At 66.2% G+C, this 20,863-nt stretch carries 17 protein-coding genes; 3 read left to right on the forward strand and 14 right to left on the reverse strand.

From position 1 onward, the window contains the following. Positions 1-419: 419 nt before the first annotated feature. The 3 genes from tyrS to AC5RUQ_RS10065 all read right to left on the reverse strand — a co-directional run bounded on the left by tyrS (position 420) and on the right by AC5RUQ_RS10065 (position 4,767). On the reverse strand, positions 420-1,733 hold the full coding sequence (gene tyrS, locus AC5RUQ_RS10055) for a tyrosine--tRNA ligase (protein ID WP_493947202.1): 1,314 nt from the start codon (positions 1,731-1,733) through the stop codon (positions 420-422). A 91-nt stretch (positions 1,734-1,824) separates the two neighbouring features. Beyond that, positions 1,825-4,053: a HelD family protein gene (locus tag AC5RUQ_RS10060; protein WP_493947203.1), complete on the reverse strand. Its 2,229-nt coding sequence runs from the start codon at positions 4,051-4,053 to the stop codon at positions 1,825-1,827. A gap of 51 nt (positions 4,054-4,104) precedes the next feature. Next, a complete protein-coding gene (locus tag AC5RUQ_RS10065; RefSeq protein ID WP_493947204.1) occupies positions 4,105-4,767 on the reverse strand; it encodes a DNA-3-methyladenine glycosylase in 663 nt (220 codons plus the stop codon). Positions 4,768-4,881: 114 nt separating this feature from the next. Here AC5RUQ_RS10065 and AC5RUQ_RS10070 point away from each other — a divergent pair, with 114 nt between their 5' ends. Together AC5RUQ_RS10070 and AC5RUQ_RS10075 are read left to right on the forward strand one after the other, a co-directional pair. After that, the gene (locus AC5RUQ_RS10070) at positions 4,882-6,429 is read left to right on the forward strand and encodes a DNA-3-methyladenine glycosylase 2 family protein (protein ID WP_493947205.1); all 1,548 of its coding nucleotides are present in this window, start codon (positions 4,882-4,884) and stop codon (positions 6,427-6,429) included. Beyond that, positions 6,426-6,920 (forward strand): methylated-DNA--[protein]-cysteine S-methyltransferase, encoded by a 495-nt coding sequence (locus tag AC5RUQ_RS10075; RefSeq protein WP_493947206.1) that lies wholly within the window; start codon positions 6,426-6,428, stop codon positions 6,918-6,920. The genes AC5RUQ_RS10070 and AC5RUQ_RS10075 overlap by 4 nt, the downstream gene beginning before the upstream one ends. Positions 6,921-6,937: 17 nt before the next feature. Here AC5RUQ_RS10075 and AC5RUQ_RS10080 read toward each other — a convergent pair whose 3' ends face one another. The 10 genes from AC5RUQ_RS10080 to argC all read right to left on the reverse strand — a co-directional run bounded on the left by AC5RUQ_RS10080 (position 6,938) and on the right by argC (position 17,111). Further along, positions 6,938-7,705, reverse strand: a complete 768-nt coding sequence (locus AC5RUQ_RS10080; protein ID WP_493947207.1) for a maleylpyruvate isomerase family mycothiol-dependent enzyme — start codon at positions 7,703-7,705, stop codon at positions 6,938-6,940. Between the two features lie 10 nt (positions 7,706-7,715). Continuing rightward, positions 7,716-8,252 carry a pyridoxine/pyridoxamine 5'-phosphate oxidase gene (locus AC5RUQ_RS10085; RefSeq protein ID WP_493947208.1) on the reverse strand — a complete coding sequence of 179 codons (537 nt, stop codon included), beginning with the start codon at positions 8,250-8,252 and terminating at the stop codon, positions 7,716-7,718. A gap of 152 nt (positions 8,253-8,404) precedes the next feature. Continuing rightward, entirely contained in the window at positions 8,405-9,844 is a 1,440-nt protein-coding gene (argH, locus tag AC5RUQ_RS10090; protein ID WP_493947209.1) for an argininosuccinate lyase, read from the reverse strand. A gap of 5 nt (positions 9,845-9,849) precedes the next feature. Beyond that, on the reverse strand, positions 9,850-11,055 hold the full coding sequence (locus AC5RUQ_RS10095) for an argininosuccinate synthase (RefSeq protein ID WP_163164604.1): 1,206 nt from the start codon (positions 11,053-11,055) through the stop codon (positions 9,850-9,852). Between the two features lie 45 nt (positions 11,056-11,100). Then, positions 11,101-11,631, reverse strand: coding sequence for an arginine repressor (locus AC5RUQ_RS10100; RefSeq protein WP_102976225.1), 531 nt, complete (start codon positions 11,629-11,631; stop codon positions 11,101-11,103). Continuing rightward, entirely contained in the window at positions 11,631-12,665 is a 1,035-nt protein-coding gene (argF, locus tag AC5RUQ_RS10105) for an ornithine carbamoyltransferase (protein WP_493947210.1), read from the reverse strand. The genes AC5RUQ_RS10100 and argF overlap by 1 nt, the downstream gene beginning before the upstream one ends. Further along, entirely contained in the window at positions 12,662-13,915 is a 1,254-nt protein-coding gene (locus AC5RUQ_RS10110; protein WP_493947211.1) for an acetylornithine transaminase, read from the reverse strand. The genes argF and AC5RUQ_RS10110 overlap by 4 nt, the downstream gene beginning before the upstream one ends. Then, positions 13,912-14,871 (reverse strand): acetylglutamate kinase, encoded by a 960-nt coding sequence (gene argB, locus AC5RUQ_RS10115; protein WP_430230722.1) that lies wholly within the window; start codon positions 14,869-14,871, stop codon positions 13,912-13,914. Before argB ends, AC5RUQ_RS10110 begins: the two co-directional genes overlap by 4 nt. Positions 14,872-14,916: 45 nt before the next feature. Then, on the reverse strand, positions 14,917-16,083 hold the full coding sequence (gene argJ, locus AC5RUQ_RS10120; RefSeq protein ID WP_493947212.1) for a bifunctional glutamate N-acetyltransferase/amino-acid acetyltransferase ArgJ: 1,167 nt from the start codon (positions 16,081-16,083) through the stop codon (positions 14,917-14,919). After that, complete coding sequence (gene argC / locus AC5RUQ_RS10125; RefSeq protein WP_493947213.1) at positions 16,080-17,111, reverse strand: N-acetyl-gamma-glutamyl-phosphate reductase; 1,032 nt, start codon at positions 17,109-17,111, stop codon at positions 16,080-16,082. The genes argJ and argC overlap by 4 nt, the downstream gene beginning before the upstream one ends. A 166-nt stretch (positions 17,112-17,277) precedes the next feature. Between argC and AC5RUQ_RS10130 the strand changes: the two genes are divergently transcribed. Further along, on the forward strand, positions 17,278-18,243 hold the full coding sequence (locus tag AC5RUQ_RS10130; RefSeq protein WP_493947214.1) for a quinone oxidoreductase family protein: 966 nt from the start codon (positions 17,278-17,280) through the stop codon (positions 18,241-18,243). Positions 18,244-18,317: 74 nt separating this feature from the next. Here the strand turns inward: AC5RUQ_RS10130 and pheT are convergent, their stop codons facing one another. Beyond that, complete coding sequence (gene pheT, locus AC5RUQ_RS10135) at positions 18,318-20,861, reverse strand: phenylalanine--tRNA ligase subunit beta (protein ID WP_493947215.1); 2,544 nt, start codon at positions 20,859-20,861, stop codon at positions 18,318-18,320. Positions 20,862-20,863: the final 2 nt, after the last annotated feature.

Below are 20,863 nucleotides of genomic sequence, written 5' to 3' on the forward strand. Positions count from 1 at the left end.
CACCACGGGGTGGCACAATCCAGTCAATTCAACCAATCAATAAAAAATTGGTATCAACAAACTTGGCACACTATTGAGTTCTCAAACAACAGACACATTCGAATATTCCCGGAACAATTCACTTAGTGAATTTCTATTCCGTATTTCTTCGCTGCGATGTTTCAATCTTATTTTATTCATTTCCACTTTGCAAATCCGGTTGTTTTCCCGGAATTCACTCGGTGGAATGAATTTCCCCATCATAAAGTGAAGCATTTCTTCATGCCGGTGCTTTCGCACACGGAAAAGTTGCTTTACTTTTTGTTGGGGGTCGGTCGCTGTTTTTCCGCTTCAGCGGTGGCGACTCAAAAGACATTACACGCTCCCCCGCGGCCGTGCAAATCGGCTGCGGAAGAGCGTGCAAAGTGTCTCGCGATGGGCTAGGGAACCAGTACTTCCACCGTGGCCAGGTTCTTCTTTCCGCGGCGCAGGAGCAGGTACTGCCCGTGCAACAGCTCCGATTCCGGGATCACCGCTTCCGGATCAGATACCTTCTCGTTGTTGACGTATGCCCCGCCTTCGCCAACCGTGCGGCGGGCGGCGGATTTGCTTTCCGAAAGTCCGGAGGCAACCAGCAGGTCAACAATTCCCATGGCATCCACCTGGACTGTGGCAGAAGGAAGTTCAGACGTGGCCGCCTGCAGCGTCGGCTTGTCCAGGGCCGCAAGATCACCGTTGCCGAAGAGCGCCGCCGAAGCCGCGATCACTTTCTCGGTCGCCTCCACTCCATGGACAAGGGACGTCACTTCGAAGGCCAGCTTCCGCTGGCCCTCGCGGGCAAACGGGCGTTCGGCAACAGCCGTTGCAATGTCCTCGATCTCCGCACGGGTCAGGAAGGTAAACACCTTCAACCGGTCCACCACATCAGCATCGGCGGTGTTGAGCCAAAACTGGTAGAACGCGTATGGGCTGCACATGCCGGCGTCGAGCCAGATGGCGTTGCCCTCGCTCTTCCCGAACTTGGTGCCGTCGGAATTGGTGATCAGTGGAGTTCCCAGGGCGTGGACGCTCTTGCCTTCCACCTTGCGGATCAGTTCGGTTCCGCTGGTGAGGTTGCCCCACTGGTCCGAGCCGCCGGTCTGCAGCATGCAGTTGTAGTCGCGGTACAGCTGCAGGTAATCCATGCCCTGCAGAATCTGGTAGCTGAACTCCGTGTAGCTGATGCCCTCGTCCGAGTTCAACCGGGACGCAACAGCATCCTTGCGCAGCATGGTGCCAACGCGGAAGTGCTTGCCCACCTCACGCAGGAAATCGATGGCACTCAGCGGTGCAGTCCAGTCAAGGTTGTTGACCATCTGCGCCGCATTGTCGCCCTCAAAGCTGAGGAACCTGCGGACCTGGGCCTGAAGGTATCCCACCCATTCCGCAACCGTGTCCTTGGTGTTCAAGGTGCGCTCGGCCGTGGGGCGGGGGTCTCCGATCATACCGGTGGAGCCACCCACCAGACCAAGGGGCTTGTGACCGGCCAGCTGCAGCCGCCGCATCACGAGCAGCTGGACCAGGTTGCCCAGGTGCAGGCTCGGCGCGGTGGGATCGAAACCGCAATAGTACGTGACCGCCCCGCCGGCGAGGAGCTTTTCCAGCTCTGCTTCGTCCGTGGAGACGTGGACCAGTCCACGCCACTTCAGTTCCTGCCAGATATTGGCGAAGGTGGGGTCGTTCTGCTGCGATTCGAGGCTGTTGAGTTCTGACACGCCTTCTAAGTTAGCAGTATTACCCCGCGCCGGCGCCGGGTGCACGGCGCCGGCGCCGCCCCCGGAACGCTCCGGCGCCAACCGAAGAAGCTCAGCGCTTGATGCCTGCCGGCACGGGCTCCGAAGCGATCAGCCGCAGGCGCTGGGTGGCGCGTGTCATGGCAACGTAGAGATCCCCCACCTTGCCGTGCTCATGGTTCAGCATCGTGGCGGGCTCCAGCACCACCACGCCGTCAAACTCCAGGCCCTTGGCCTCGCGCGGGCTAATGACCACGATGTCCTGCTCATAGCTCCCGGCACCGTTGCCAATGCGGCGGCCGTACTCGGCGCGCAGGGCAGCGGCGGCCTCCGGCAACAAGGGGCCGTCCGCGATAACAGCCAGCAGGCCGCCGTCGAGCGCTTCCAACTCCTCCGGCAGAACTTCCACCAGGCGGCTGACCACCTGTCCCGGATCCACCTCGTCGATGACGGGCGACCAGCGCCCTTCCCGCACGGCCTTGGGTGCGGAGACAACGAGTCCGGCCGCGTTGGCCATCCGCACAGCCGCTTCTGCGATCTGTGACGGCGTCCGGTAGTTGACCGTCAGTTCCTCCAACTGCCAGCGGTCGCCGAACATCGGAGCAAGCGCACCCTGCCATGAATTGGCACCGGCCACCGAGCTCGTCTGCGCGATGTCACCAACAATCGTGAAGGACTTCAGGGGGCAACGGCGGACCAGCAGGCGCCACTGCATGGGCGAGAGCTCCTGCGCCTCGTCCACCACAATGTGGCCAAAGGCCCACGTGCGGTCGCTGGTGGCACGCTCGGCAGCGGTCAGCCGCGCTGCCTGTTCCTGGTTCTGCTCGGCCAGCTCCTCGGCGGACATCAGCGGATCCACGCCGGCAGCTTCCATGTTCACCAGGGTCTGCTTGGCGTTGGCAAGGTCGCGGGCCCTGTCGTGCTCCTGCTGCGCGAGGCCGCGCCCGGCTGCCGGGTCCAGCTCACCGAGCAGTTCGGCAGCTTCGTCCAGCAGGGGCACATCGGACTCTGTCCAGGGGGCGTCGGCGGGACGCTGCAGCAGTGCCCGCTCAGCCGCAGACAGGTGGGGGGTGCAGAATTCAAGCACAGCCGGCTTGCTGAACAGCTCCGAGATCAGCTTTTCGGGCGTCATGGGCATCCAGCAGAGGTTGAGGGCAATCCGCACGTCACGGGCGGTGCGGACATCCTCGGCCAGGTAGGAGCGGTCTGCGTTGTTGCCGATGTTCCCGGCTTCCACCAGCTCGGTCATCTGTTCGGTGAGTTCGCGCAGCAGGATCTTGACGAATGTCACCCGGGCCTCGTTATGCGGCTTGCCGGTGGAACGGGCACGCTCGCGGGCACGGCGGACCTGGCGCGGCGTCAGCACGAGCTTGCGGCCGTCCACTTCCAGGATCCGGTCTTCTGCGGGAATCCGTTGCCGGTTGGCCACGGCGTTGGCCACCACAGTGGCCATGTCCAGCCGGCCCTTGATGGCGGCAACGTCGGCGTCGGGTTCCGGCACGGCGTTGATGCCAGGCATCAGCCGGCCCACGCTCGCCATCACAACGCCGGTCTCCCCCAGGGAGGGCAGCACCCTTTCGATGTACTTCATAAAGGACGACGACGGGCCCACCAGCAGCACGCCCGCGGACTTAAGCCGGTCCCGGTGGGTGTAGAGCAGGTAGGCGGCACGGTGCAGCGCGACGGCGGTCTTGCCAGTGCCCGGCCCGCCCTGCACCACCACGGCGCCGGAGATGGATGACCGGATGATGCGGTCCTGTTCGGACTGGATGGTGCTGACGATGTCCGACATCCGGCCCGTGCGCCGGGAGTTCAGGGCGGCCAGCAGGGCGCCCTCGCCCTGCAGCGATTCGTTGTCCGTTAGCATGTCCGCGTCCAGGACATCATCCTCGATGGCCTTGACCTCCCGGCCCTGCAGGATCAGGTGGCGGCGGCGGCGGACGCCCTGCCGGTCGAAGGCCGTGGCCTGGTAGAAGTGCCCGGCTTCGGGCGCGCGCCAGTCGACCATCAGGCGCTGCAGGTCCTCAGTGGTGAGGCCGATGCGTCCGATGTACTGCGCTTCTCCGGAGTCCAGGTCCAAGCGGCCAAAGACCAGCCGGTCATCCACGGCATCCAGCTGCGCCAGGCGGTCCTCGTACAGAGCCGCGAAAGCGTCGCGCTCGGAAACGTTCTGCATGGTGCCCACAGCCCCTGCCCTGCGGACTTGCGCAAGCTGCTTGCGCTTTTCCTCGCGGAGCTCCTCCAGCCGGGCATACAGGCCGGCAACATAGTCCCGTTCGTGGGCCAAATCGGCGTCGAGCATTAACGTTCCCCTATCGCAAAAGACAGACCGTCCATTCTACAACCATTTTCGTTAACGCTGGCGAAAGGGTGCCGGCCTCGGCTTGGCCGCCTTGTACTTGGAGACAGTAGGGTGCCCCGTGATCCAGAAACGCCAGGCGTATTCCTCGGATCCGCCAACGCCGGAAACCCCTACGCGCGGTCCCGAACTGACCTCCGCAACCGGCTTGTCCGGGAGCGCCAGCCCAAAAGGGGGCACCAGTGCGTCACGGCCGCTGTACGCGGTCGTCAGGCCCAGGGCCTTGGCCAGCCGGGCCGGGCCGCTTGCCAGGTCCGCAGGATTTTTCGATGTGGGCCGGCGGTGCTGTGCAAGCTCCAGGCCCTCTACGATCTCCCCGGCACGCAGCAGCAAAGCGGAAGCTACACCGGCCGGACCACACACAATGTTGGTGCAGTGATGCATGCCATAGGTGAAGTAGACGTACAGGTGCCCGGCGGGCCCGAACATCGGGGCGTTCCGTGGAGTGGGGCCGCGGTACGTGTGCGAGCCGGGATCAGGGTGCAGGGAGTCCTCCGGTCCCAGGTAGGCCTCCACTTCGGTGAGCCTGACGGACACCCGGCCCTCCCTCGAATCATGGGTCAGGACCGCCCCCAGCAGCATCGGTGCCAGGGTGCGGGCATCGCCCGAGAGGAATTCCCGCAGCGGTTCCCGGGCATGCGAGGGACTTCTGCTCATGGCCAGACTCTATCCAAAACACGCAGCAATACCTGACGCAACGCCACAAATGGACTCCACGGCGATGTCCGATTTCCGCTAGCCCGCCTCCTCCACTGCTGGCAGGATGGAGGAATGGACTTCTGGCAGCGCTACCGGGCAATAGACGCCCGGGACACCCGGTTCGACGGGCAGTTCTACACTGCCGTCCGGACCACGGGCATCTATTGCCGCCCGTCATGCCCTGCCAGGACTCCCAAGGCTGCGAACGTCACCTTTTACGAGACCTCAGCAGCGGCCCACGACGCTGGCTACCGGGCCTGCAAACGCTGCCTGCCTGAGGCTGTGCCGGGAACGCCTGCCTGGAATGTGCGGCAAGACATCGCGGGGCGTGCCATGCGCCTGATCAATGACGGCGTGGTGAACCGGGACGGCGTGGACGGCCTGGCCGCCCGCCTTGGCTATTCCTCCCGCCAGCTGAACCGAATCCTCAGCCAGGAACTGGGCGCCGGTCCCCTGTCGCTCGCCCGTGCCGGCCGCGCCCAGACGGCACGCATGCTGCTCGTATCCACCTCCATGAAGCTCGCCGACGTGGCCTTCGCGGCAGGCTTCAGCAGTGTCCGCCAGTTCAACGAGACCATGGTGGAAGTCTTCGACCTGACCCCCAGCGCGCTACGCGCCGCCAGGCATCCGAAAGCCCCCGCCGGCTCTACCGCCCTTACCCTCAGCCTCCCCTACCGCGAGCCCTTCGACCCCGGCGTCTTCACTTTCCTGGCGGTCCGTGCCATCCCGGGGATTGAAGCCGGAACCCAAACCTCGTACGCCCGCACGCTGCGGCTTCCACAGGGCGACGCGCGCTTCAGGGTTGAGTACGACGCCGGCGCCCCCGGACGGCCGCTGACCCTCACCATCGGAGCGGTGGACCTTCGGGACCTTCCGGCCCTGTTGAGCCGCGTCCGACGGCTGTTCGACCTCGATGCGGATCCGGTTGCCATCGACGGCGCCCTGGCAGAAGACCCCAGGCTGGCTGCTGCAGTGGCCGGCGCTCCCGGCATTAGGATGCCCGGAGCGCTGGATCCAGCCGAAATGCTGATCAGGGCCATGGTCGGCCAGCAGATCACCGTGGCCGCCGCGCGGACCGCCCTGACCCAACTCGCCGCCGTCGGAAGCTCAAGCCGAAGCCCGGCCGAAGGCCTGGACCGGATGTTTCCCACCCCCGCCGAAATCGCACTCGACGGCTGCGCACTCCTGCGGGGCCCCCGGAAACGCATTGAGGCCCTCCGCGCCGCAGCTTCCGCCTTGGCGGATGGCACCCTCGACTTTGGCTATGGCGACGACGTTGCAAGCCTGGGCGCGAAGCTGCTGCCCGTTGTCGGTGTGGGACCCTGGACCGTTGGCTACCTGGCCATGCGCGTCCTCGGCGCCCCGGACGTCTTCCTTGGCAATGACGCGGCGGTGCGGAACGGGATAAAAGCCTTGGACCCGCCTCGGGATTACCTTGGGGGTGGCTCCGGAGGGGCCGGGACTCGCAGTCCGGATTTCCGCGAAGTCAGCCCATGGCGCTCCTACGCCACCATGCACCTGTGGCGTGCAGCAGCCCGTCCCGCCGCCGGCGCACGTCATGCCACAAGGACGGACGCTCCCGCAGCAGGCAGCAGAACACCAGAGAAAGCGATTCGATGAAGGCCCAGTTGCTTCAGATGTCCACTCCGGACGGCCCGTTTACCATCCTTGCCCAGGACGGGGTGGTCCTCTCCAGCGGCTGGACCGAAAAGCCCGGCGACCTGACCGGGCAGATCCATCCGACCCTGCGGCCCGCCACCCTGGAACTGGTTAGCGACCTTGGGGAGATTTCCGCCGCCGTCGAAGCCTTCTACCAAGGCGATCCGGCCCCTGCAATGCACGTCCCTGTGCGGCAGAAGTCCGGGCCGTTCCGGGCCAATGCCTGGGACGTGCTGCGCCTGGTCCGGCCGGGGTCCCCGGTGACGTACACCGAGTACGCCGGGCTCGCCGGTAATCCCAAGGCTGTCAGGGCGGCTGCCAGCGCCTGCGCCTTCAACGCAGCGGCCCTGTTTGTTCCCTGCCACCGGGTCATCAGGACCGACGGTTCTTTGGGCGGATTCCGCTGGGGGCTTGATATCAAGGAAAGCCTGCTGGCCCGCGAAGCCGCCTGATCCTGGTTGGAAGACCGTTAGTCCTGCTTCGGCGTTGGGGTTCCGGAAGGCCATGGCAGCAGGGTTGGCAGATCCACGCCGTCGGCCGCCGCGGATGCCCTCAGGCTGCCCAGCGTGGGTTCGCGCCCTGCCAGCCACGCCGCAATATCCGTGATCATCCCGCTGATCACGGTGGACCGCTTGCCGCTGCCGATGCTCAACGGCGGAAGGCCCAGTGGCTGCAGCACGAGTTTGTCGTCGGGCTGGACGCGGGCTGCGAGGAAGTCGAAAAGGTGCTCGCAGAACTGCCGGCTCCAGGTTTCCGGTCCCCTGCCCGTCAGCAGGTCCGACATGTGGATGACGAGTTCCCGCCAGAGCGCCAGGCCGCCGTCCAGGACAACTCCCCCACGATAAGAAATGGGTGCGTACCAGCCCGTGCGGTGGGCGGACGAATCCTTGATGCCGGGCAGCGCATCAAACGTTGTGATGACACGTTGGAGGGCCGCGGTCAGGTCTGCAAGATGGGTGGCAGCATCGTGGCCGGCAGCCATGTCGATGGCCTTGTTCCTGCCGTTCATGCCGCCGTCGTACAGCTCGATGGTTTCGCCGCGCGCTGCATACTCGAGCTGCCTCGCCATGGCATTGGAGATCCCGGTCAGGTGGGCCAGCACGTGGCCCCGCGTCCAGCCGGGCAGGGCGGACGCGGCCTTCACGTCCTCGTCACTGAGCTTGGCGACATCGGAGGCAAGGTCATCAGCGGCCTTGTGGAGCCCGGCGAGCAGGACTTCGGGTGCGGGAGCTGTCATGGCGCCCATACTAGCGCCGGGGAAGGCCATCGGGCCCGAGGCGGTGCCGGACGTGCTCGCCGTCGTTGCTGGCCTGCCAGAATTCATACTCAGCGGGCTGGATTGCGTAGAGCTGCCAGTTCGGGTTGCTGCTGCCGTCCGCCCGCGGCCGCTCCGCCCAATCCCGCGCCGATGCCTCGGCGGACAGCTCTATCACGGGTCCTGCAACCCTGACCTGCCGGCCAAGCGACGGCCAATAAAAGTTGAGGGCGGCGTGGGGGTTGGCGTTGAGCTCCCTTCCCTTGCGTGAGGTGCGGGACGTGGCGAAGTGCCAGCCGTCGCCGTCGATGTTCTTCAGGATCAGCATCCTCGACGACGGCCGGCCGTTTCCGTCCACGGTGGCAAGGCTGCAGGCGTGCGGCTGACGTTCCCCCGCGGCCAGGGCCTCGTCCAGCCACTGCCGAAAGAGTTCCCCGGGGTCTGCCGGGGCGCTGGCCGGGTCGAAACCGGGCAGGACGGCCGGGAAGTCGGGCAGCGCGCGGAGTTGCTTGCGGAAGGAGTCGCTCATGGCGCCATGGTAGCGGGGAGGCTTCAGCGTCAACACCCTATAAACACCCGACGCTCTCTCAGTTGACGGGTAAATACCGGCAACGCTCTCTCACTTTCCTGAAGAAAGTGAGAGAGCGTTGGCGAAAAGGCCGCATCAAGGGAGAGAGCGTCCTACCCGGCGTACTCCCGCACGCCGGCCAGCTCGGCTTCCAAGGCCACCAGCTGGCGTTCGACGGCGGCCGGCGCCGTGCCGCCCTGGGAGTTGCGGCTGTTGAGGGAGCCCTCCGTGGACAGGACTGTGCGGACCTCCGGCGTGAGGTGGCCGGAGATGGCGGCGTATTCCTCATCCGTCAGGTCCCACAGCTCTACGCCGCGGGATTCCGCCTGCTTGACGGCCGCACCGGAGAGTTCGTGCGCCTCACGGAACGGAACGCCCTGCCGGACCAGCCATTCGGCAATGTCCGTGGCCAGCGCGAAGCCCTGCGGCGCCAGCGATTCCATCCGTTCAGTGTTGAACTTCAGGGTGGCGATCATGCCGGAGACGGCCGGAAGCAGCAGTTCCAGGGTGTCGGCGGCATCAAACACCGGCTCCTTGTCCTCCTGGAGGTCGCGGTTGTACGCCAGCGGCAGGCCCTTGAGCGTCGCCAGCAGCCCGGTCAGGTTGCCGATCAGGCGCCCTGCCTTGCCGCGGGCCAATTCCGCCACGTCCGGGTTCTTCTTCTGCGGCATGATGGACGAACCGGTGGAGTAGGAATCGTGCAGCGTGACGAAGGAGAACTCCTTGGTAGCCCAGAGGATGACCTCCTCGGACACCCGCGAAAGGTCCACGCCGATCATCGAACACACCCAGGCGAACTCGGCGAACACGTCGCGGGACGCGGTGCCGTCGATCGAGTTGTGCGATGCGGAGAAGAACCCAAGATCGGCCGCCACTGCTTCCGGGTCCAACCCCAGCGATGACCCTGCAAGGGCGCCGGACCCGTACGGGGAGATGCCGGCGCGCTTGTCCCAGTCCTGGAGCCGCTGCACGTCGCGCAGCAGCGCCCAGGCGTGGGCCAGGAGGTGGTGGCTGAGCAGCACGGGCTGGGCGTGCTGCAGGTGCGTCCGTCCCGGCATGGCCACGCCGTGGTGGGTCTTGGCCTGCTCCACGAGCGCATCCACGGTGTCCAGGACGCCGCGGGCGATGATCCGGGCGTGGTCGCGCAGGAACATCCGGCCCAGTGTGGCCACCTGGTCGTTGCGGGAACGGCCGGCGCGGAGCTTGCCGCCCAGCTGCGTTCCGGCACGCTCGATCAGGCCGCGCTCGAGTGAGCCGTGCACGTCCTCGTCGGATTCGGCCGGCACATAGGCGCCGGAAGCAACGTCCTCGTCCAGCCGGGTGAGGGCTGACAGCATGCCTTCCAGCTCGGCGTCGTCCAGCAGGCCGGCCTTGTGCAGCACACGCGCGTGCGCCATGGAACCGGCGATGTCATAGCGTGCGAGCCGCCAGTCGAAGTGCGTGGACTTGCTCAGCGCGGCCAAGGCATCGGCGGGGCCGCCGGCGAACCGGCCGCCCCACAATGCGCCTGTGTTGGTAGCCTCGGCTTTTGGGGTTTCGACAGGGTCAGCCACAGGGGCTACTTTCCCGCGACGCGGATGTCGCGGCCGGAGGCAACCTTGGCGGACATGCCCCACAGCTCGATGAAGCCCTTGGCCATGGACTGGTCAAAGGTGTCGCCGGTGTCGTAGGTGGCAAGGTTGAAGTCGTAGAGCGACGTGTCGGAGCGGCGCCCGTTGACGATGGCCTGGCCGCCGTGCAGGGTCATGCGGATGTCGCCGGAGACGTACTTCTGCGTGTCCTCGATGAAGGCGTCCAGGGAGCGCTTCAGCGGGGAGAACCACTGGCCGTCGTAGACCAGTTCGGACCAGCGCTGGCCAACGGTAGCCTTGAAGCGGGCCTGCTCGCGCTCAACGGTGATGTCCTCCAGGTGCTTGTGGGCTGTGATCAGCGCCATGGCACCCGGGGCTTCGTAGATTTCGCGGGACTTGATGCCCACGAGGCGGTCCTCGACGACGTCGATGCGGCCCACGCCCTGGGCGCCGGCACGGCGGTTGAGTTCCTTGATGGCCTGCAGCGGGGTGACCTTCACGCCGTCGATCGCTACCGGCACGCCGGCTTCGAAGGAGATGGTGACCTCGTCCGGTGCAGGCGGGAACTCCGGGGTGGCGGTGTAGTCGTAGATGTCCTTGGTGGGGGCGTTCCAGATGTCCTCGAGGTAGCCGGTTTCCACCGCGCGGCCCCAGACGTTCTGGTCGATCGAGTACGGGTTCTTTTTGGTGGTCTCGATCGGCAGGCCCTTTTCCTCGGCGAAGGCGATGGCCTTGTCGCGGGTAAGGGCGAGGTCGCGGACGGGGGCGATGCACTTCAGGTCGGGCCCAAGGGTCTGGATGCCCACTTCGAAGCGGACCTGGTCGTTGCCCTTGCCGGTGCAGCCGTGTGCAACGGTGGTGGCGCCGAATTCGCGGGCAGCCTTGACGAGGTGCTTGACGATGACGGGGCGGGAGATGGCGGAAACCAGCGGGTAGTGGCCCTGGTACAGGCCGTTGGCCTTCAGCGTGGGCATGCAGTACTCGTTGGCGAACTCGTCGGAGGCGTCGGCCACGTAGGCTTCGACGGCGCCGCAGCCCAGGGCACGCTGGCGGATGGTTTCCAGGGACTCGCCGCCCTGTCCGACGTCGACCGCCACGGCGATGACCTCGGCGCCGGTGGCTTCACCGATCCAGCCGATGGCTACTGAGGTGTCCAGGCCGCCGGAGTAGGCCAGCACGATGCGTTCAGTCACGGAGATGCTCCTTGTAATTGGGGTTTGTAGATGTTGTCTTCAAGCTTATTGCCCGGCTTCTTCAGCCAGCTGCAGGAACCTGGCGGCAAGGTCCTGGCCGCCCTGCGGGTCCCGGGAGACGAGCAGTACTGTGTCGTCGCCGGCGATGGTCCCCAGGATGGACGGCATCACGGAGTGGTCGATCGCCAGGGCCAGGAAGTTGGCTGCACCCGGCGGTGTGCGGAGAACGGCGATGTTGGCCGAAGCCTCCGCTGTGACCAGGAGTTCACTGCACAACCGGGCCAACCGGGCGTCCAGGATTTCCTGGCTCACCCCGCTCTTGGCGGCCCGCTCCCCGCCTTCACCCGGAACGGCATACACCAGCACGCCCTCCTTGCCGCGGACCCGGACCGCCCCGAGTTCAACGAGGTCCCGGGACAGCGTCGCCTGGGTGACCTGCACGCCGTCGTCCGCCAGCAGGGCCGCCAGCTCCGCCTGGGAACGCACGGACTCCCCCGTCAGGATGGCGGTGATCCGCGCCTGCCGGGCTGTCTTGGTCGCCGGGCTGGAGCCCGGCGACGCCGGTTGGGCGGACACTAGAACGTGCTCTCCCCGGTGCCTTCAACGGGGGACAGACCGTCGACGAATGCCAGGCCGGAGCGGTGCATCAGCCATGCCATCAGGGCCTTCTGGGCGTGCAACCGATTTTCGGCCTCGTCCCAGACGATGGACTGCGGCCCGTCGATGACGCCTGCGGAGATCTCGTAGCCGCGGTAGGCAGGCAGGCAGTGAAGCACGACGGCGTCTTCCGCAGCCTGCGCCATGGCCGCCTCGTCCACGGAGTACTCCCGGAACAACTGCAGACGGGCTTCCTTTTCGGCTTCCTGGCCCATGGATACCCACGTGTCGGTAGCGACGACGTCGGCACCCTTCAAGGCTGCCGCGGCGTCCGTGGTGACCAGCACGGAGCCGCCGGTCTGCGCGGCGCGCTCTTCGGCTTCAGCCACGATGTCTGCAGCCGGGAGGTAGCCCTCGGGGCCGGCAATGCGGACGTGCATGCCCGCCGTCACGCCTGCCAGCAGGTAGGAATTGGCCATGTTGTTGGCGGCATCCCCGAGGTAGCTCATGGTGAGGCCCTTGAGGCCGCCCTTATGCTCCTTCACGGCCAGCAGGTCCGCGAGCAACTGGCACGGGTGGTAGTCATCGCACAGCGCATTGATCACGGGGACGCTGGAGTTTTCGGCCATCGCCACGAGGCCGGCGTGCGGCCCGGTCCGCCACACGATGGTGGATACCATCCGTTCCAGGACCTTGGCGGTGTCCTCCACGGACTCCTTGTGGCCGATCTGGGCCTCGCCCGGGTTGATGATGAGGGCGTTGCCGCCCATGTCCGCGATGCCGGTAGCGAACGAGACCCGGGTACGGGTGGACGTCTTGTCGAAAATCACGGCCACAGTTTTGCGGCTGTTGCCCTCTGCAGCGTAGGGCTGCACACTGTAGGGCGCGGCCTTCATACGCGCGGCGAGCTCCAGGACCTCTGCCTGTTCGGCCGGGCTGAGGTCGGTGTCCTTGAGGAAGTGCCGGGTGGCGTTCTTCCCAGGGGCTGCACTGGTGTGAACTGCAGAAGTCACTGGGCGTCCTTAGCTGTCTGGAGGATGGCCGGGAAGGCGGCCAGGAAGGAGTCCGCCTGGGCGATGGTGAGGACCAGCGGCGGCGCCAGGCGGATGGTACGGGGGCCGGGACTGTTGACGATAAAGCCGGCATCAAGGCCGGCCTGCACCACTGCCGGGGCATCGTCCGCGTCCAGGTCGAAGCCGATAAGCAGGCCTTCGCCCCGGACCTCGCTGACGCCCGGAAGGGCCGCCAGTGCAGAGCGCAGGTGCTCCCCGACCTTTGCGACGTTCGCCAGGACGTCCTGGCTTTCGATCGCGTGCAGTGTGGCGAGGGCGGCCGCCGTCGCCACGGGGTTCCCGCCGAATGTGGTGCCGTGCTGGCCCGCAGCCAACAACGACGACGTTCCGGCACCAAACGTGACCAGGGCACCAATGGGGAAACCGCCGCCCAGGCCCTTGGCGAGCGTGACCGCATCGGGCATGATTCCGGAGTCCTCGCTGGCAAGCCACTTACCGGTGCGGCCGATACCGGTCTGCACCTCGTCCAGGATCAGCAGGGCACCCACCCGGGCGGTCAGCTCCCGCGCTGCCCGGAGATAGCCGGGCGGCAGGGGACGTACGCCCGCTTCGCCCTGGATCGGCTCCAGGAAGACTGCGGACACAGTTTCGTCAACAGCGTCCTTGAGCGCCTCGACGTCGCCGAACGGGATGTGCACCACACCGCCGGGCAGCGGCTCGAACGGCGCCCGGTAGGCTTCCTTGGCCGTCAGGGCCAGCGCGCCCATTGTGCGGCCGTGGAAGGCGCCTTCGAGGGCAATGATTTTGGTCCGCTTCGTCCCGCTGCCACCGGAATTGCGGCGGGCCAGCTTGAAGGCAGCCTCGTTGGCCTCGGTTCCGGAGTTGGTGAAAAACACTTTGGAACCGGCGGGCGCACTGGTGAGCTCAAGGAGCTTTTCGGCCAGCGCAATCTGGGTGGGGCTGGTGAAGAAGTTGGAGACGTGGCCGAGGGTGGCCAGCTGGCTGGAGATGACCGACGTGACGAACGGGTTGGCATGGCCCAGCGCGTTAACGGCGATGCCGCCGAGCAGGTCCAGGTACTCCTTGCCGTCGGCGTCCCAGACCAGGCAGCCGGCGCCGCGGACCAGGACGCGCTGAGGCGTGCCGAATACCCCCATGAGTGAGGTGGAGTAGCGGGCCAGCCACTCGGATCCGGCGTGGCCCTTCGTCTCCACCAGCTCCGTCACCGCTGACTTCTCCATGGCATTCATCCGTTGATCTCCTCGTCCGGGACTACCTGCGTGCCAATGCCCGCCGTCGTGAATGTTTCAAGAAGCATGGAGTGGGGCAGGCGCCCGTCCACGATGTGCGCGCGTTCTACTCCCTCATCGATGGCCTTGAGGCAGGCGGCCATCTTGGGGATCATGCCCGATTCGAGCCTGGGCAGCATGTCCCGCAGCTCAGAGGCCGTGAGGGAGGAGATCAGCGAGGACTTGTCCGGCCAGTTGGCGTACAGGCCTTCGACGTCGGTCAGGATCACCAGTTTGGAGGCGCCCAGTGCCGAGGCGACGGCCGCTGCCGCGGTGTCCGCGTTGACGTTCAGGACCTGGCCGGTGGGCTGGAAGCGTGCGGTGCCGGCCACGCCGTCTCCGCCGTCCACGATCTCTGGGGCAACCGTGGAGATCACGGGGATCCGGCCGGCCTCGAGGATGTCCACGATGCCGGCGGGGTCGACGCCCACCACTTCGCCGACCAGCCCGAGGTCTACCTCTTCGCCGTCAACCACAGTCCCGGTCCGGACGGCGCGCAGCAGGCCGCCGTCCTCGCCGGACATGCCCACCGCGTAGGGGCCGTGGGAGTTGATCAAACCCACCAGTTCGCGTCCCACCTGGCCGGTGAGGACCATCCGGACCACGTCCATGGCCTCAGGGGTGGTAACACGCAGCCCGCCCTTGAATTCGGACTCGATGCCGAGCCTGCCGAGCATTGAGTTGATTTGGGGGCCGCCGCCGTGGACAACCACCGGGTGGATGCCCACGTGGTGGAGGAACACGATGTCCTCCGCAAAGGCGCGGCGAAGATCGTCGTTGACCATGGCGTTGCCGCCGTACTTGATCACCATGATGGTGCCGGCGAACCGCTGGATCCAGGGCAGGGCCTCAATCAGGGTTGCTGCCTTGTCCTGGGCGTCGGACATGCTGGTGGTTTCACGCGTCTGGGTGTTCATGCTGTCACTTTCCGCAACGTTTTTTCAGCCGGGGGCGCGGGGCTCCTAGCTGGAGTACGCGCTGTTTTCGTGCACGTAGTCGTGGGTAAGGTCGTTCGTCCAGATGGTGGCCTCGGCGTCGCCGGCCTGCAGGTCGATTTCCACCAGCACCTCACGCGGTTCCAGGTCCACCAGGCTGCGGTCATCGCCAATGCTGCCGTTGCGGCAGATCTGGACTCCGTTGATGGCCACGTTCAACTGGTCCGGTTCGAACGCCGCGTCGGTGGTGCCGACGGCGGAAAGCACACGGCCCCAGTTGGGATCCTTGCCGAAGATGGCGGCCTTGAACAGGTTGGACCGTGCCACTGAGCGGCTGACGGTTACGGCATCGGCTTCGCTGGCGGCGTTGAAGGTGCGGATGGCGATGTCATGGCTGGCACCTTCGGCGTCCGCGATCAGCTTCCGGGCGAGTTCGGCGCACACCTGGGTGAGGCCGGCGCCAAAAATTTCCGCGGACGGCACGGCACCGGAGGCGCCGGAGGCCAGCAGGACCACCGTGTCATTGGTGGACATGCAGCCGTCGGAGTCGGCCCGGTCAAAGGTGACGCGGGTGGCGTCGCGGAGGACGACGTCGAGCATTTCGGCTTCCACCGCGGCGTCCGTAGTGAGGACCACCAGCATGGTGGCGAGGCCCGGTGCCAGCATGCCGGCGCCCTTCGCGATGCCGCCGATGCTGAATTCCTGGCCGTCTGCGTCGGTGCCGATAAACAGGGCGGCCTTGGGCACCGAATCGGTGGTCATGATGGCCGTGGCCGCAGCAGGTCCACCGTCGGTGCTGAGGGCTGTGGCGGCCGCCTCCACGCCGGGAAGGATCTTGTCCATGGGCAGCTGCTCACCGATCAGGCCAGTGGAGCAGACAAAAACGTCGGTCGCCGAGATGCCGAGGACTTCAGCTACTTTTTCTGCCGTGCTGTGGGTGTTTTGGAAGCCGGTGGGGCCGGTGCAGGCGTTGGCGCCGCCGGAGTTGAGGACCACGGCATCCACCCGGCCGTCCGAAACCACCTGGCGGGACCAATGGACGGGGGCAGCAGCCACGCGGTTGCTGGTGAACACGGCGGCGGCTGTTTTGGCGGGCCCGTCGTTGACCACCAGGGCAAGGTCCGGGTTGCCGGAGGCCTTGAGCCCGGCGGTAACGCCGGCGGCACGGAATCCACGGGGTGCGGTAATGGTCACGGGGCTACTCCCTGCAGGTCAAGGCCGGCCGCTTCAGCCAGGCCGAGTGCGATGTTCATGGACTGGACGGCGCCACCGGCGGTCCCCTTGGTGAGGTTGTCGATGGCGCAGGTGACAATCACCCGGCGGGTGTGCGGGTCAAAGGCAAGCTGCATGGCGGCGTGGTTGGATCCCTGCACGGACTTGGTGGCGGGCCACTGCCCCTCCGGCAGGACGTGGACAAAAGGCTCGTCGTCGTAGGCGTCGGTCCAGGCCTGGCGCAGCTGTTCTGCAGTAACTCCGGCCGCCACCTTGGCCGTTGCCGTGGTGAGGATCCCGCGGCTCATGGGTGCAAGGGTAGGCGTGAAGGAAACGGTCACCTGTTCCCCTGCCGCATTGGACAGGCCCTGCTCGATCTCGGGGGTGTGCCGGTGCCCGCCGCCAACGCCGTAGGGGCTCATGGACCCCATCACCTCGGCACCGATCAGGTTGACCTTCGCTGCCTTGCCGGCACCGGAGGTACCGGAGGCGGAAACGATGACGACGTCGTCGGGCTGGAGGAGGTTGGCGGCGAACCCGGGCGCCAGGGCCAGCAGGGCCGACGTCGGGTAGCAGCCCGGCACGGCGATACGGCTGGCTCCCTTGAGGGCTTCCCGCTGGCCGGGCAGTTCGGGCAGGCCGTAGGGCCAGGTGCCGGCATGCGCCGAACCATAGAATTTTTCCCACGCCGCGGGGTCCTGCAGGCGGTGGTCGGCGCCGGCGTCGATCACCACTGTCCCTTCCGGAAGCTGGGCGGCGATGTCTGCGGATGCGCCGTGGGGCAGTGCGAGGAAGACGACGTCGTGGCCGGAGAGGTTCTCTACGGTGGTGTCCTCAAGGATCCGGCTGGCAAGTCCGTGCAGGTGGGGCTGCAGCTCGCCCAGGCGCGACCCCGCGTTGCTGTGCGCGGTGATCGCTCCGATGGTCACGTCCGGGTGGCCCGCGAGCAGGCGAAGGACCTCTCCGCCGGCGTAACCGCTGGCGCCTGAGACTGCAACAGAAATAGTCATGGCCTCCACCTTACAGCAAACTTATTCACCACGTCCGATATTTATGCATACAGCTGTTCGCGGCAGGGCGTTAGGACACACTGCTGCGGGAGGACGTCCCCGCTCCATCCCTGAAGCCTAGGATGGGTGGACCGGGCAAGGAAACTCCGGCCCGCGGAAGGAATCCATGACGCACGCCATTGTCGCCGGGCAAGCCGGTGGTCCCGAAGTCCTCTCCTATATACCGGTTGAGCGCCCCGTTCCCGGTCCCGGACAACTGCTTGTCCAGGTAGCGGCAGCGGGGGTCAACTTCATCGATACATACAAGCGCAGCGGCGTGTACAAGGTCCAGTATCCGTTCATTCCGGGCTCTGAAGCTGCAGGTACAGTTGTAGGGCTTGGGGAAGGGGTTACGGGATTCGCAGAGGGAGACCGCATTGCTACCGCGGAGGGCCACGACTGCTACGCCGGCCATGCCCTGGTGGACGCTGATAAAGCCTTGCCGGTGCCGGAGGGACTTGACGATGCCACTGCAGCCGCCCTGCCGCTGCAGGGCCTGACGGCCCATTACCTGGTCAATTCCACCTTCAAGGTTCAAGCTGGCCATAACGTCCTGCTCCATGCCGGCGCAGGCGGGGTGGGCCTGCTGCTCATCCAGCTCCTCAAGGCCAAGGGAGCACGGGTCATCACCACCGTGTCCACCGACGAGAAGGAAGACCTGGCGCTCGGAGCCGGGGCGGACCACGTTCTGCGCTACGACGGCTTCGACAATGCAGTGCGGGACCTCACCGGCGGCAAGGGCGTTGACGTGGTCTATGACGGGGTGGGCAAGGATACGTTCGACGGTTCACTTCGCGCCCTTCACGTCCGGGGCATGCTGGCCTTGTTCGGCGCAGCCTCCGGCCCCGTCCCGCCCGTGGATCCGCAGCGCCTGAATGCAGGGGGTTCACTGTTCCTGACCAGGCCCACCATGGCCCACTATTTGCAGGATGCCGCGGAACGGCGCTGGCGCTCGGACGAAATTTTCGCTGCCGCTGCCGATGGCAGCCTCAAAGTCCGGGTCGGCGGCCAGTACCCGCTGGCGGAGGCGGCCCAGGCGCACCGCGACCTCGAAGGGCGCCGCACCACCGGTAAGGTCGTGCTGATTCCGTAGGCTCCTGCCACACGAAAACAGGAGGTCCTGCAGCACCAAGGCTGCGGGACCTCCTGTCTGTAGAAGCTGCGGGCTTAGCGCTGGACGGCGCCGAAGCGCTCGGCCGCCAGGGCCACAGCACCTTCCCGTGCGGCTGATGCCTCGTCCGCCGTGAGGGTACGGTCATCTGCCCGGAACCGGAGTCCGAAGGCCAGAGACTTCTTGCCCTCTTCAATGCCCTTGCCGGCGTAGACATCGAACAGCGCTACGTCCTCCAGCAGTTCACCGGCACCTTCGCGGAGTGCGGCCAGCACGTCGTCGGCCGGTACCTCCGCAGGGACCACCAGCGCCACGTCCTGGGTGGCCACCGGGAACGTGGAAATGTGGCGCGCCACGATCACGTCCGGCGCGGCCTCAAACAACGCGTCGGCGTTAATCTCCAGGGCCACCGAGCGGGCCGGCATATCGGACGCAGCGAGGAGTTTGGGGTGCAGCTCTCCCGCATAACCCACCACTTCCCCTGTCCGCAGGGACAGTTTCGCCGCGCGTCCGGGGTGGAATGCCTGGTGGCTGCCTTGGCTGACCACTACCTCGACGCCCAGGACGTCCCCGGCAAGGCGTGCGATGTCCAGGGCATCTGCCCAGTCCCACACGCGCGGTGCATGGGCCGCCGCGGCAGGGGAATCGTGTCCCGTGAGGACCACGGCAAGGTGGAACGGCTGGGCGGGGACGCCGTCGTACAGTTGGTCCAGTACCTCATCGGCAGGCTTCACCCCGAGCGGCGGAATGGACTCGGTGCCCATCCCCTCGGCCGGCAGGAACACTAGGCCTGACTCGAAGAGTGCCAGATCGCGGAAACCGCGCGAGTGGTTGCGCTTCGCCACCTCGATGAGTCCCGGCAGGATGGAAGTTCGCAGGAAGCCCTGTTCCTCGCTGATGGGGTTCGCCAGCTTGACGGCGCTGCGGGCAGCACCCTCTTCAGGCATACCAAAGGTGTCGTTGGCAGCCTTCGAGACGAACGGGTAGGACAGCACTTCGGTGAGGCCGGCGTCCGCCAGGGACTGGATCAGGCGGCGGCGCTGCTGCTGCACACGCGTGAGGCCGCGGCCGGGAGGGGCCACCGGCAGTGTGGCGGGGATCTGGTCGTAACCCACCAGACGGGCGATCTCCTCGGAGAGGTCCTCCTTGGTTTCCAGGTCGTGCCGCCAGCTCGGGGCAGTAACGCTCCAGCCGCCGTCGTTCTTCACCACGGCTGCGCCAAGGTCCTCAAGGGACGTAACGATCTGCTCTTCCGTGAAATCGATGCCGATCCGGGCGGCAGCAAAGGCCGCCGGAAGTTCAATCGTGACGGAGTCAGGGGCGGTCCCGACGTCGGTTCCACCCTCGTCCGCCGTGCCACCGGCCAGTTCCACCAGGAGGTCGACCACCCGCTGTGCGGCGATATCGGCGATATGCCAGTCCACGCCGCGCTCGAAACGCTTGGACGCCTCGGACGGCAGCTTGTGCCGGCGGCGGGAGCGGGCGATGGAAACTTCATCGAAGTGTGCGGCTTCAACGAGGATGTTCGACGTCGAATCGCCCACCTCGGTTGCCGCCCCGCCCATAACACCGGCGATCCCGATGGGACCGGAAGCGTCGGTGATCAGGAGGTCCTCGGCGTCGAGCGCGCGCTCCTTGTCATCCAGGGTGGTGAACTTCTCACCCGCCAGGGCCCGGCGCACCACGATGTCCCCGGACAGCTTGTCGAGGTCGTAGCAGTGCGTGGGCTGGCCCAGTTCGAACATGACGTAGTTGGAGATATCCACGGGCAGCGAGATGGAACGGACGCCGGCCAGCCGCAGCCGGGAAACCATCCACGGCGGGGTGGGCCGGGTGGCGTCCACGCCGCGGACGGTGCGGGCCACAAACCGGTCGCAGCCCGGCTTCCCGTAGATGGGGGCGTCGTCGTTGATCTTTACGCCGTAGCCGCCCGAAAGCTCCGCCGGAGCGTTCACGCGGGACGCGGGATCGGTGAAGGAGGTACCGGTGGCGTGGGCGTACTCGCGGGCAACGCCACGTATGGAGAAGGCGTAGCCGCGGTCCGGGGTGACGTTGATTTCCGCGGCTTCATCGTACAGGCCCAGGAGTTTCATGGCGTCGGTGCCGATTTCCGGATCCAGCCCGATGCGGGACAGCACCAGGATCCCGTCATGGTCCTCGCCGATACCCAGTTCGCGCACCGAGGCGATCATGCCGGCGGAGAGGTGTCCGTAGGTCTTCCGGGCCGAGATGTGGAAGTTGCCCGGCAGCACCGCGCCCGGCAGCGTCACCACTACCTTGTCGCCTTCCACGAAGTTGTGGGCACCGCAGATGATGCCCTGCACGCCGGAGGGGTCTATGCCCTTGCCGGTGAGGGTCTGTTCCTGCCCCTCGGGGACAACGCGGACCTGGCACCAGTTGATGGTCTTGCCGTTGGTCTGCGGTTCCTTGACCAGGCTCAGGACCTGGCCCACCACGATGGGACCCTGCAGGGTGTCCGTGGGACGGTGGACGTCCTCTTCTTCGAAGCCGACCTTGACCAACTCGGTCATTACCTCTTCGGCCGTAGCTCCGGCCGGTACCTCTGCGAATTCACGCAGCCAGGAAAGTGGGATACGCACTG

The sequence above is a fragment of the Arthrobacter sp. MDT2-3 genome (assembly GCF_059090465.1).

Excerpts from the sequence above, each read along its gene's own strand:
- AC5RUQ_RS10060 (WP_493947203.1), bottom strand. The coding sequence starts at position 4,053 with ATGCTCGACGCCGATTTGGCCCACGAACGGGACTATGTTGCCGGCCTG.
- AC5RUQ_RS10070 (WP_493947205.1), top strand. The coding sequence starts at position 4,882 with ATGGACTTCTGGCAGCGCTACCGGGCAATAGACGCCCGGGACACCCGG.
- AC5RUQ_RS10075 (WP_493947206.1), top strand. The coding sequence starts at position 6,426 with ATGAAGGCCCAGTTGCTTCAGATGTCCACTCCGGACGGCCCGTTTACC.
- AC5RUQ_RS10080 (WP_493947207.1), bottom strand. The coding sequence starts at position 7,705 with ATGACAGCTCCCGCACCCGAAGTCCTGCTCGCCGGGCTCCACAAGGCC.
- argC (WP_493947213.1), bottom strand. The coding sequence starts at position 17,111 with ATGACTATTTCTGTTGCAGTCTCAGGCGCCAGCGGTTACGCCGGCGGA.
- AC5RUQ_RS10130 (WP_493947214.1), top strand. The coding sequence starts at position 17,278 with ATGACGCACGCCATTGTCGCCGGGCAAGCCGGTGGTCCCGAAGTCCTC.
- AC5RUQ_RS10085 (WP_493947208.1), bottom strand. The coding sequence starts at position 8,252 with ATGAGCGACTCCTTCCGCAAGCAACTCCGCGCGCTGCCCGACTTCCCG.
- AC5RUQ_RS10065 (WP_493947204.1), bottom strand. The coding sequence starts at position 4,767 with ATGAGCAGAAGTCCCTCGCATGCCCGGGAACCGCTGCGGGAATTCCTC.
- argB (WP_430230722.1), bottom strand. The coding sequence starts at position 14,871 with ATGAACACCCAGACGCGTGAAACCACCAGCATGTCCGACGCCCAGGAC.
- AC5RUQ_RS10110 (WP_493947211.1), bottom strand. The coding sequence starts at position 13,915 with ATGAATGCCATGGAGAAGTCAGCGGTGACGGAGCTGGTGGAGACGAAG.